The organism is Photorhabdus temperata (assembly GCF_025384845.1).
Taxonomy (GTDB): Bacteria; Pseudomonadota; Gammaproteobacteria; order Enterobacterales; family Enterobacteriaceae; genus Photorhabdus; species Photorhabdus temperata.
In genome coordinates this window covers 1-13,026 of sequence record NZ_JAJAFX010000013.1, presented here as the reverse complement: position 1 = coordinate 13,026, position 13,026 = coordinate 1, and the positions used below count along the sequence as shown (strand labels likewise).

10 protein-coding genes are annotated in these 13,026 nt (G+C 42.0%); 6 read left to right on the top strand and 4 right to left on the bottom strand.

Translation table 11 applies throughout. The annotated features are described in order from the left end of the window. The first annotated feature begins 196 nt into the window (after nt 1-196). Entirely contained in the window at nt 197-1,387 is a 1,191-nt protein-coding gene (locus LGZ99_RS06950) for an amino acid aminotransferase (protein ID WP_036840710.1), read from the top strand. Nucleotides 1,388-1,507: 120 nt separating this feature from the next. On the opposite strand, the gene LGZ99_RS06945 is transcribed toward LGZ99_RS06950, so the two are convergent. From LGZ99_RS06945 to fucA, 4 genes are all read right to left on the bottom strand, one after another. After that, the gene (locus LGZ99_RS06945) at nt 1,508-2,155 is read right to left on the bottom strand and encodes an MBL fold metallo-hydrolase (RefSeq protein WP_262978979.1); all 648 of its coding nucleotides are present in this window, start codon (nt 2,153-2,155) and stop codon (nt 1,508-1,510) included. Between the two features lie 44 nt (nt 2,156-2,199). Next, nucleotides 2,200-2,748 carry a peptidoglycan L,D-endopeptidase MepK gene (locus LGZ99_RS06940; RefSeq protein WP_021324930.1) on the bottom strand — a complete coding sequence of 183 codons (549 nt, stop codon included), beginning with the start codon at nt 2,746-2,748 and terminating at the stop codon, nt 2,200-2,202. A 78-nt stretch (nt 2,749-2,826) separates the two neighbouring features. Then, nucleotides 2,827-4,521: a L,D-transpeptidase gene (ldtD, locus tag LGZ99_RS06935; protein ID WP_262978978.1), complete on the bottom strand. Its 1,695-nt coding sequence runs from the start codon at nt 4,519-4,521 to the stop codon at nt 2,827-2,829. Between the two features lie 602 nt (nt 4,522-5,123). Continuing rightward, nucleotides 5,124-5,771 carry an L-fuculose-phosphate aldolase gene (gene fucA, locus LGZ99_RS06930; RefSeq protein WP_036840704.1) on the bottom strand — a complete coding sequence of 216 codons (648 nt, stop codon included), beginning with the start codon at nt 5,769-5,771 and terminating at the stop codon, nt 5,124-5,126. Between the two features lie 464 nt (nt 5,772-6,235). Between fucA and fucP the strand changes: the two genes are divergently transcribed. The 5 genes from fucP to LGZ99_RS06905 all read left to right on the top strand — a co-directional run. Next, the gene (gene fucP, locus LGZ99_RS06925) at nt 6,236-7,546 is read left to right on the top strand and encodes an L-fucose:H+ symporter permease (protein WP_262978977.1); all 1,311 of its coding nucleotides are present in this window, start codon (nt 6,236-6,238) and stop codon (nt 7,544-7,546) included. A 38-nt stretch (nt 7,547-7,584) separates the two neighbouring features. Next, complete coding sequence (fucI, locus tag LGZ99_RS06920) at nt 7,585-9,363, top strand: L-fucose isomerase (protein ID WP_036840698.1); 1,779 nt, start codon at nt 7,585-7,587, stop codon at nt 9,361-9,363. A 52-nt stretch (nt 9,364-9,415) separates the two neighbouring features. Next, entirely contained in the window at nt 9,416-10,861 is a 1,446-nt protein-coding gene (fucK, locus tag LGZ99_RS06915) for an L-fuculokinase (RefSeq protein ID WP_128575538.1), read from the top strand. 214 nt (nt 10,862-11,075) lie between these two features. Further along, entirely contained in the window at nt 11,076-11,777 is a 702-nt protein-coding gene (fucR, locus tag LGZ99_RS06910; protein WP_036840695.1) for an L-fucose operon activator, read from the top strand. A gap of 434 nt (nt 11,778-12,211) precedes the next feature. Next, nucleotides 12,212-13,026 (top strand): filamentous hemagglutinin N-terminal domain-containing protein (locus LGZ99_RS06905; protein ID WP_262978976.1); only part of this gene is annotated, 815 nt, incomplete at its 3' end.

The following is a 13,026-nucleotide window of genomic DNA, read 5'->3' as shown; positions in this document are numbered from 1 at the left end:
GCATATTTAAACGAAAGCAGCGCTCAGGCGCTGCTTTTTTATTCTATCTTTTCTTGCTGTTATCTAAACTTTTTCTCACTCCGCAAACTGCCTCACAAGATTATATTCTTTTTGCTACAAATAGTTGGCAAACTGTTTCTGCGGCGTTAACCTGACTACCTTTTTAGACTTAACCCTGAGCTTTGGAATCACAAACATGTTTGAGAAAATCATAGCAGCGCCTGCCGACCCTATTCTTGGCTTAGCCGATACTTTCCGTTCTGATCCTCGTACAAATAAAATCAACCTTGGCATCGGTGTCTATAAAGATGAAACAGGAAAAACCCCTGTTCTCACTAGTGTCAAAAAAGCGGAACAATATCTGCTGGAAAACGAAACAACAAAGAATTACCTGCCGATTAGCGGCCTGGTTGAATTTGGCAATGTGACGCAAGAATTGCTGTTTGGTAAAGATCACCCTGTGGTAACAGACAAACGCGCCCGTACAGCGCAAAGCCCAGGTGGTACAGGTGCTTTACGTATTGCTGCGGATTTTATTACTAAACAGACTAACGCTAAACAAGTCTGGATCAGCAATCCAACCTGGCCAAATCATAAAAACGTCTTTTCTGCCGCTGGCCTGGAAGTCCGCGAATATAAATACTATGACGCTGAAAAACACGCCCTGAATTTCGAAGACATGCTGGCAAGCCTGTCTGACGCTCAAGCGGGTGATGTTGTTCTGTTCCACGGCTGCTGCCACAATCCGACGGGTATCGATCCAACCCCAGCCCAGTGGGCCAAACTGGCAGAAATGTCTGCGGAAAAAGGCTGGCTGCCCATTTTTGACTTCGCTTACCAAGGATTTGCCAAAGGTCTGAACGAAGACGCGGAAGGCCTGCGTATTTTTGCGAAAAATCATAATGAACTGATCGTCGCCAGCTCTTATTCCAAAAACTTTGGCTTGTACAATGAACGCGTGGGTGCCTGTACTATTGTTGCCGGTGACAGCGATACAGCAGAAAAAGCATTCAGCCAGGCTAAAGCCATTATCCGAGCCAACTATTCCAACCCACCCTCTCATGGCGCATCTGTTGTCGCCACTATTTTGTCAAATGAAGAACTAAAAACCGCCTGGGAACAAGAGCTGACCACCATGCGCGAACGTATCCAGCGTATGCGTCAACTGTTTGTAAACACCTTACAAGAAAAAGGTGCAAAACAAGATTTCAGCTTCATTATTAACCAGAATGGTATGTTTTCATTCAGTGGCCTGACAAAAGAACAAGTTGAGCGCCTGCGTGTGGAATTTGGTATATACGCTGTCAGTTCCGGTCGTATTAATGTCGCTGGCCTGACGCTGGAAAATATGGCCCCACTGTGTGAAGCCATTGTTGCGGTACTCTAAGTCAACATTCACCTTATTACGAAAAGCCGCTCAATTTCAGCGGCTTTTATCGTCTGATATAGTTGCCAATCGGACAACTATTATCCCCAGAACCCAAACCGGCTCTTATTCAATTCCACATCACCAACTTGGAACTTCATCCTGTAAAAATGGATTAGTTTGCCGTTCATAACCCAGTGTAGACATTGGCCCGTGCCCTGGAATAAATGTATAATCATCACCAAGTGGCAGAAGTTTATCTTTAATTGAATTAATTAACTGCTGGTGATTACCACGCGGAAAGTCGCTACGCCCAACTCCCCCTTTAAACAGTACATCCCCCATATAGATCAATTTATCTGTATGATTCACAAATACGACATGCCCCGGTGTATGGCCCGGACAGTGCAACACCGACAAATCGACCCCGCCAACATGTAACTCATCACCTTCATTCAGCCAGCGGTCAGGTTCAAATGATGCACACTCCTCAATGCCAAACATCCGGCTCTGAGCCGGCAAACCTTCGATCCAAAAAGCATCTTCCTGCTGTGGTCCGTAAATCGGCACATTAAAATGTTCAGCGACTTCTGCTGTTGCACCAACATGGTCAAAATGACCATGAGTCAATAAAATCTGGGTCAATTTCAAACCACGGCCTTCGATTTCAGCGATCAGCTTTGCCGCTTCACCACCTGGATCAACAATTGCCGCTTCCTTACTCTCTTCATTCCAAATAAGGGTGCAATTTTGCATAAAAGCAGTCACAGGAATAATTTGGTATTTCATTATTTCATTTACTCCATCATCAAAACAAAATAGTTACTCACCGATTACCACGTCCTGACGGGACCTGTATCAATATGAACGAAATTACTGTGTGGATAATATCCCACACCGCCCGCCTTCATTTTCAGAGCGGCTTTACAGATATGTTTAAGATCAATACCTTCAATATGGAAATCCATCGCCCGCCCGCGAGTATGGTAACTCTGTTTAGCCACGCCTTTACTTTTCTTGCGCAACTGATTGTTGGTCACCAGTGAGCGGTAACCAGAAATAAGTTGTACAGGCTTATTAATGCCCATCATCATTTGCAGCAAATAGATCTGATCAAATAATTGAGGATCGATAGTTTTAACTTTATTTTGCCGGTAATCCCGAAACAGATGATTCAGACGAGCCAGCTCATCTTTGTTGTAACGACGGCCATCGAAGAATTCGGCTTTAATAGTTTCACCCGTATGTAAGTTGTCAACACGTAAAATTCGTGGGCGGGGAGTCGCCAGAGTCGCAAAAGCGTGTCCCGGCAACAAACACAAGCCTAAAGCGGCAGCCCCCACACCAAGCCACTTGCGGCGATTATGATCGATTATATCCATGGAGAAACATCTACCCAGATTATGAAAAAATAAGTCACTGGTCACTATAACAACTAATAATGAAAATTAGTTGCATTTTTAGTTTTGTAAATGCAACAACTTTGACAAAAACTGGGAACCTTGTCTCGCACTGTTATCATAGTCATAAATATCAGTGCGATACTGAGGCACACCCTGCTCATCTACCCAAGCAGTCAAATAATACAAATAAACCGGAACACGCTGTGGGATATTGACATAAGCGGTATTGCCCTGTTTCAGGGTATTATCCACCTTACTTTGGGTCCAGCCAGCCTCTCCCAGTAACATACTTGCCAATTCTGACGCCTTATTAACCCTGACACAACCAGAACTGATCGCCCTGATATCTTTGTTAAACAGATTATGATTCGGCGTATCGTGCAAATAGATGGCATCAGAATTTGGCATATTGAATTTATAGCGGCCTAATGAATTAGCCGGCCCTGGAGCCTGCCATACCCGATAAGGAAAATTAGCCGGCGTAATCACATTCCAATCAATAGTGTAAGGATCGATCACGCTGGCATCAGCACGCCAGTTTGAAAAGATAATATACCCCCGGCGCTGGAAATATCCGGGATCATTCACCGCCCGCGGCGCAATATCTTTTCTTGCCAGACTGGTTGGCACACTCCAGGGGGGATTAATCACGACATTATTCAACACATTACTCATAATTGGCGTTTTACGGCTTGGACGACCAACGATCACCTTCGAGTTCAGCACTTCCTGATCATTAAGATAATAATGCAACGAATAATCAGGAATATTGACCATAATTCCGCTGGAAACATGCCCTGGGACAATCCGCAAACGCTGAATATTAAGCGCCATTAATCCAGCTCTGATTTGAGGTGACGTATTCAACCAATCTCTGGTACGTTTACCAATCACGCCATCGGGCGCCAATCCCTGCCATTGCTGGAAATTTTTCACCGCAGCAACCAATTCAGGGTCATAGATATTACCTGATTCAGTTGTCGCATCATTCAGCATACCGGTACGGATAAGTATTTCTCTTAAAGCCGTGATATCAGGACTACTCTGCCCCGGTTTTAATGCGCTTTTATCAGAAACCTGTGGCCACGGTTTACTCTCAGCCAATAGCTTCATCATCTCCTTATGCATATTTTCATATTGAGGATGCTGCGGCACCCATGCTGCAACATAAGCGGCCACATTGCGATCTGTGATAGCTTGCTGCCACCGGTCGATGATCGCAGATGAAGGTAAAACAATTTTGTATGGCGTCGTGCGATAGAGCCAGTTTTCGCCCTGATGACTGACATCGGAGACAAATTGCAAATAACCCAGCATAGCATCAGATAAAATGAGATCGCGCCCCATATCGCTCAATTGAGGATCATTGAGTTCAATCAGCCATTGGCCGAATTGCGGTTGAAATCCAGCCAATGCCAGTTCTAAAAGTTGTTGTTCAAAACGCTGAACGGCAGTTTTGTCCTGCCATAAAGGTTGCATCTGGTTAGATGAATACAGACTGACCAATCGGTCAAAGAAAATGGGCTTAACCTGCTTCGGTAACCAGCTTTGAAGCACTCTGCGATTCTCTTCCTGTGCAGCCGCATAAGTTTGAATTTGTACTTGTTTAGGTATTGCTGTCTCAGATACCTTTTCAGTCTGCATATCACTTTCCATCAGCCTGCTCTGCTGATTGGCTAAAGCATAACCAGCTACCATTAATGTACTGCAAATAACCGAAATACACAGCGGCTTTATCGCTTTTTTTACCATATCAACATACCCACCTTCAGAACATTCTCATAAATTAATTATAACTATGGCAGATCCAGCGTCTAATAAAAGGAAAGCAATAAGAACCGAAAGACGCCAAAACGTCCTTTTCAACAGATTTAAACCTTATTCCTGACTCAACCAACATGATCAATGCCGGTATTAAATTTGCAGCACGCAGGATACGGATACCCCGAATATTCAACCCCTCCTACAAATAATGCGTGACATTTTCAGTCTTGGTTTTACTGCGGCCAGAGTTAAAGTGACTTTACGCATGATCTCTTGTCTTTATTCGACGGTATAGAAGCTCCCTACCCGGATAACAGGCAGGTCCTTATTCAATTCCTCCCAATAGCTTCCATTATGGCGCAACTATTGTTGAAGAGATATTATAATACAGCGATAAACGACCAAACTGCGATCACAATTCTCTGAGATTTCTCCTCTGGGGTTGGTAAACCGCTCGGATTATTCAATGGTCTGGCTGCGCGGAGATTTACCATAGGGAAACCCATCACCATTAATTGCACCTGGCGCAAACCAACTTGTTTCATTAATAACCATGCAATGAGCCATAATGACCACCTGACAAAGTGATCTTATTCTTCAATTTTTAAACCATATGTCTTAAATTTCTCAAGCACAATTGCTATTTCTTCTGGACTCAGGATAGGAACTGGATTTTGGATCGCTAGGGTCTGTAAATATAGATGAGCGAGCACTTCAACTTCATGCGCGAGCCATAGTGCTTTTTGTAGATTAACCTCACAAACAATCATCCCATGATGCTGTAATAGAATGGCTTTTCTGTTTTTAAAACCATTAAATACATAGTCAGAGAGTTGTTTGGTACCAAATGTTGCGTAAGGTACACAAGGAATTGAATCTCCTCCCGCTGCTGCGATCATGTAATGAATGGCTGGGATTGATTGATTTAAAATAGAAACTGCTGTGCAATGAATTGCATGATTATGGACGACTGCATTTGCATCAGGTCTGGCATGATAGACCGCCTGATGAAAGCGCCATTCACTAGAGGGGATCTTATTATCCTCAGGTTGACCCATTTCATCTACATAAACAATATGGGTTTCAGTCAATTGTTCATAAGGGATTCCTGTCGGCGTAATTAACATTCCATTGTTATAACGGACACTGACATTACCCGCAGTGCCTTGATTTAATCCTAGTCGGGTCATTTCTAAGCATGTATGAATAATTTCACGAGACAATGTATTTCTTTTCATGATTATTTACCTTGTTTAAATTCGAATTATGCTTTTATGCTAGTCAATGAAAAATAAAAAAATGAAGCCTGATCTTTATTTTTGTTGTAGTACCTTATTGTTTTTAAATAAATATTTAAGTTGATTTTTGTGATTAAGCTCAAATGTTTTTACCACTTTTTGGGTTTTATCAGCACCTGTATTTATTTTTTTATTCCGTATTTTTCATTTCTAACTCAAACGGTCATTTATGGGTTTTATTGACCGTTTTTTCATAAAAAATATTATACGGTCATTTTTATGACCGAATTAAATAAAAAAAATACAAACGGGCATGTGTGACAGGTTTATTTCAGTGATTAAGTTCACAATTTATCGGCATGAATAGATAAATGTGATTGAGATCATTTTCTTATCTTATAGATGACTAAAAATAAGACTGACTCTGGAAAACTTACAGTATTAGCTGCGATAGAGAGGGTGCTATGGATAATGTATCGATGCAATCAAATATAGCGCGGGATAGTAAAAAAAACAGAGATTATTTAATACCTTTTACTCTTTTGTGTTCTCTCTTTTTTTTGTGGGCTGTGGCAAATAATTTAAATGACATATTGCTGCCTCAATTTCAAAAAGCTTTCTCCTTAACAAATTTTCAAGCGGGATTAATTCAGTCGGCATTTTATTTTGGTTATTTTATTATTCCTATCCCTGCTGGCATATTGATGAACAAGTTAAATTATAAAGCAGGAATAATTACTGGATTATTATTTTATGTTGTTGGTGCTGCTCTTTTTTGGCCTGCCGCAGAAACAATGAATTATACACTATTCCTTGTGGGGCTTTTTATTATCGCTGCCGGATTAGGTTGCTTAGAAACAGCGGCTAACCCTTTCGTCACAGTATTAGGGCCTGAAAAAACGGGGCATTTTCGCATTAATCTGGCACAAACATTTAACTCATTTGGGGCAATTATCGCCGTTATTTTTGGGCAAAGTTTAATTTTATCTAATGTTCCTCATTTACCTCAAGAAACACTTGATAAAATGACTGTTGAGCAGCTTGATGCCTATAACCACAGCCTCGTTCTAGTGGTACAGTCCCCTTATATGATTATCGTTGCTGCGGTTTTAGTGATTACATTCTTGATTTTATTGACCAAATTTCCAGTCATGCAAAGTGATGCACACGACAATAACCTCTCATTCTTTAAGTCTTTAAGACGCCTTATTAAAATCACGCACTGGCGCTGGGCGGTGTTAGCACAATTTTGCTATGTCGGTGCGCAAACCGCTTGCTGGAGCTACCTGATCCGTTATGCCATTGATGAAATTCCGAGTATGACGCCGGGATATGCCGCTAATTATCTGACAGCAACAATGGTATTTTTCTTTATTGGTCGATCAAGCGGGACTTGGTTAGTTAAGCGATTTGCTCCGGAAAAAGTATTAGCTTGTTATGCCTTGATATCCATGAGCCTTTGCATTATTTCCGCGTTCGTGGGGGGATATGTCGGCTTAATTGCATTGACCCTTTGTAGCATGTTTATGTCTATTCAATACCCAACCATCTTTTCATTAGGCATTAAAGGATTAGGTCAGGATACCAAATATGGTTCTTCACTTATTGTCATGACGATTGTTGGGGGTGGTATCGTGACGCCTATTATGGGATTTGTTAGTGATGCGGTGGGTCACGTTCCAACTGCTGAGCTCGTGCCTGCTTTCTGTTTTGCTGTGATCTTTATTTTCGCAAAATTCCGTGCGAATGCGTTACCCAGTAATCTGTTTAATTAAAAAAGCAAATAACAACTTTATTTGTATGAGGAAATCGCATGAAAAAGAATATGAACTTACCCAAGATTGGTATTCGCCCAGTTATTGATGGCCGTCGTATGGGAGTACGTGAATCACTCGAAGAGCAAACCATGAATATGGCAAAAGCGACAGCTAATTTATTGACTGGGCATATTTACCATGCCTGTGGTACCCCTGTTGAATGCATTATTGCAGACACCTGTATTGCTGGTCTTGCTGAGTCTGCGGCTTGTGATGAAAAATTCAGTGCATTAAATATTGGCCTGACAATTACCGTCACGCCGTGTTGGTGTTATGGCGGTGAGACATTAGATATGGATCCAACGAGACCTAAAGCTATCTGGGGGTTTAATGGGACTGAACGTCCAGGCGCAGTCTACCTTGCGGCAGCTTTAGCCGCTCATTCGCAAAAAGGTATCCCCGCTTTTTCTATATATGGACATGAAGTTCAAGATGGTGATGACACTCGCATTCCTGATGATGTTAAAGAAAAATTGCTACGATTTGCCCGGGCTGGATTAGCGGTTGCCAATATGAAAGGAAAAACTTACCTCTCTGTTGGCGGCGTATCAATGGGCATAGCCGGTTCAATTGTTGATCATCATTTTTTTGAATCCTGGCTTGGTATGAAAATTCAGTCTGTTGATATGACGGAATTACGCCGTCGTATTGATAAGCAAATATACGATGAAGAGGAACTTGAGCTCGCCTTATCTTGGGCAGATAAGTATTTCCAATATGGTGAAGATCCGAATATTAAACCCTATCACCGTTCACCAGAAAGTCGTCGCCAAATTCTTCGCGAAAGTTTACTCATGGCTATTTGCATTCGTGACATGATGCAGGGCAATCCAAAACTGAAAAAGAAAGGGTATGGCGAAGAAGCTCTCGGCTACAACGCTATTGTCGCGGGTTTCCAGGGGCAACGTCATTGGACAGACCAATACCCCAATGGCGATACTGCGGAAGCGATTTTGAATAGCTCATTCGATTGGAACGGTATCCGTCAGCCATTTACGGTTGCAACAGAGAATGACAGTCTAAATGGCGTTGCGATGTTATTTGGTCATATGCTGACAGGGACAGCACAGATTTTTGCTGATGTTCGAACTTTCTGGTCTCCAGAATCTGTCGAGCGCGCCACGGGCCAAAAACTCACGGGGCAAGCTGAAAATGGGGTGATCCATCTGATTAATTCAGGCTCCGCAACGCTGGATGGTACCTGTTGCCAAAAAGACGCTCAAGGTCATCCTACAATGAAGCCTCACTGGGAAATTACCGAAGAGGAAGTGGATGCTTGCCTGGCTGCAACGCAATGGCGCCCGGCGCTCCATGAATATTTCAGAGGTGGCGGCTTCTCCTGCAAATTCTTAACCAAAGGCGGCGTTCCTTTCACCATGAGTCGTGTCAATATTATTAAGGGCCTGGGTCCCGTCCTGCAAATCGCTGAGGGCTGGAGTGCAGAATTGCCTAAAGATATCCATGACGTTTTGGATAAACGGACCAATGAAACCTGGCCAACAACTTGGTTTGTTCCACGTTTAACCGGTAAAGGTGTCTTTAAGGATGTGTACTCGGTTATGGCGAATTGGGGAGCTAATCATGGTGTGCTTTCTATTGGTCATGTTGGCGCCGATTTCATTACGTTAGCTTCTATGCTCAGGATCCCAGTTTGTATGCATAATGTGGATGAGAAAGCCATTTATCGTCCTTCTGCATGGCGTGCACACGGCATGGATCTAGAAGGTTCAGATTACCGAGCCTGCCAAAACTATGGTCCTCTCTATAAGCAATAGTGGCTGCCGGCGGTACAAATTGTGCCGCCTCTATTCCATAACAGGAGAGCATATAATGCAAAATGTCGTTTTAGTTTTGGATTGTGGGGCCACGAATCTGCGGGCTATTGCAGTTGACTCTCAGGGTAATGTGATTGCAAAAGAGTCAACCCCGAATACCAGTGATCCTGATAAAGCCAATCCTCACTGGCATATATGGTCACTGGACGCCATTTTAGAACGGTTGGCGGGCTGTTGTCGTGGGATTATCCCCAAATTATCAGGTTATAAGATATGCGCAATAACGGTGACGACTTTTGGTGTTGACGGAACATTGGTCGATGCAAAGGGTGACCTACTTTATCCAATTATTAGTTGGAAATGTTCACGAACAATCCCTATTGTTGAAAATATTGAGCGTTACTTCTCGGCTGAGAAATTACAAACGATATCCGGTGTTGGGAAATTTAATTTTAATACGCTTTATAAATTAATCTGGTTAAAAGAAAATCATCCTGCGCTTTTCGATAAAGCCCATGTATGGTTGTTTATTTCTTCTTTAATCAATTATCGATTAACAGGAGTCATGTCAACTGACAGAACGATGGCTGGAACCAGTCAGTTACTCAATATTCATAATGAACAGTTTAGTGAAGCAATATTAGATGCTATTTCTATTTCAGAGAATTTATTTCCTGAACTCGTTTCTGCTGGCGAACAAATTGGTATATTAACCCCGGAGGTAGCTAAAAAATTGAACTTGCCTTCAGGAATTCCCGTTATTTCGTCTGGACATGATACACAATTTGCTTTATTTGGCTCAGGCGCAGGTCTGAATCAACCCGTCTTATCTTCCGGCACCTGGGAAATTCTGATGGTGCGCACCCCTCATGTGAATACCCATATTTTACCTCATTATGCGGGTTCTACATGTGAATTGGACGCAAGAAAAGGGATCTTTAACCCGGGATTACAATGGCTGGCTTCTGGAGTACTTGAATGGATCCGACGGCTTTTCTGGCGAGATATTCCCCCTTCGGAGGCCTATATCCAAATGATTCATGAAGCTTTATCTGTTCCTCCTGGTGCTAATAATTTAAGAATGAATTGTCGTTTGTTAACCTCCGAAGCAGGATGGTGTGGAATAACGTTGAATACTGAACGACGCCATTTCTATCGTGCTGCATTAGAAGCGTTGGGGTATCAATTAAAACAAAACTTATCTCTTTTAGGAAAAATAAGTGGATTTCATGCTAAAGAATTGGTGTTAGTGGGAGGAGGTAGCCGAAATTATCTCTGGAATCAAATAAAAGCAGACATTTTAAACCTGCCAATAAAAGTACTTAATGAAGCGGAGACGACTGTATTAGGCGCTTCTTTCTTTGCCTGGTTTGGTGTGGGTTGCTATGAGTCGTCTGAAAAAGCGCGTGAACAGTTTTCTTATCACTATGAACTTTATACACCTGGTGAGCACCAAGAAGCTTATAATTCATTAGCTCAAGATTTTATACAGGAATAGATAATCTTCTGTTGAGAATAATTTTCCTATTCATTTCTTCTCTCCATCCCTTTTAAACATGCTGGCTAAAATAGGAAATGGTAACGCTTTTGCTATCATCGTCACAGAGAAAACGACGAAATGTGAAAAGATATTGCCAAAGAAGGCATGATTTTTTAATTCTGATATTGGGCGGAATAATTCCATTCTGTCACAATATAAAAGGGATCCCTTTATGAGAAATGAACGCCATCAAAAAATCATGGATCTTCTTCATCACCATGAATCATTAACAACCACTGAACTTTCCTTAGTTTTACAAGTCAGTAAAGAAACAATACGCCGAGATCTGCGATTTCTTCAGGAATATGGTCATCTTCTTCGTTTACATGGAAGAACAAAAAGCTTACACAAGGAAACACAGGATAATGGTGACTCTTTTAACATGCGGGTTAAAAGACATTTTTCGAGTAAATCGCTTATCGCTCAACGAGCTGTAACTTGGATAAGCGAAGGAATGACAATCGCACTTGATGCAAGTTCAACATGTTGGTATCTGGCAAAGCAACTTCCTGATATTAATATCACTATTTTTACCAATAGCATTCGTATTTGTCATCAATTATCAAAGAAAAAAAATATTCAGTTAATCAGTTCAGGGGGAATACTTCATCGTAAGTATGCTTGTTATATTAGTTCATCACTTATTGCACAATTAAAAAATTTAGAGGTCGATCTATTTATTTTTTCCTGTGATGGTATTGATGCAGATGGTGATTTATGGGATTCGAATATTGACAATGCACAATTCAAAGATATTCTTATCAAGCGGGCATTACAATCAATTTTGTTAATTGATAAGAGTAAAGTTAACCGGAAAAGTGAAATTAAAATAGGAAATCGTAGTAATATCACTGATATAATATCGAATTATTAAGTGTAATTGTTAATATCGATGAATATATTTAAATATAAATAAACTACAGGGAAAATGAGTTTTAATTTCAGGACAGGGTTGATAGTTATCACCCTATTCAATCTCTTAATCAGGAGATCTGATTAAGAGACAGAGCCGCACTGGGGGTCTGGATATTGACTCGCGGCACGCCATTGGCACTGGAAATCACCGTCGGTTAAGCATTTAACATCTCCAGCCTTATCGCCGCTTTTCAGCATTTAATACATCGCATTCCCCATTATCAGAATTAAATAACTCGATCTTGATCACATTTTATACTACCCATTCAGACAGATAAATAATCCCGCATTAGAATAGTTTAATTATGACACTATCAAATTATCAATATTTTCTATGGAAAGATTCCCGTTTTACCACCAAAACCAGATTAACTTAAGAAAAGAGAGAGTACGATGGATCAACGCAACAACTCGATGGTTAGGGCCACGAGTTATCTTTTAATTTACCTGACCGCCGTCTATCCCCTTCATCCGGCTATTGCGGCTGGGATAACACCGGATAATAGCCAAACACAGGTACAAAATCAGGGCAATGTCCCGGTTGTCAATATCGCCACATCGAATGACGCCGGGGTATCCCATAACACCTACCAAGAGTTTAACGTTGCCACTCAAGGTGCCGTACTCAATAACGCCACTCAGACGGCCCAATCACAGCTGGCCGGGCAACTTAACGCGAATCCTAACTTAAAGGGCAAAGCAGCGGAACTGATTATCAATGAAGTCACCGGCAACGGGCGCTCTGAGCTGCAAGGTCAGTTGGAAATTATCGGCAATAAAGCCAACGTAATGATCGCCAACCCCAACGGCATTACCTGTGATGGTTGTGGTTTTATCAATACTGCCGGTGCCACCCTGACCACCGGTAAACCCCAGTTTGACAAACAGGGTGCGCTGGAAGCGTTAGAAGTTAAACAAGGCCAGATCACCATTGGCGGCAAAGGGCTGGATGGCAAGGCAACAGATTATGTCGATATCATCAGCCGGGCGACGGAATTAAATGGCAAGATTCAGGCCAACAATCTCTCTTTGACGCAGGGAACCAACCGCATCAGCTTAAAAGACGGCACAGTCAACTCTCTCGCCGGAGAAGGTGCTAAACCACAACTAGCCATTGATACCAAAGCGCTGGGCGGCATGTATGCCAATAAAATCCGGCTGGTTGCCACTGAGGATGGCGTTGGGGTTAATTTGAAAGAGTTAACCAG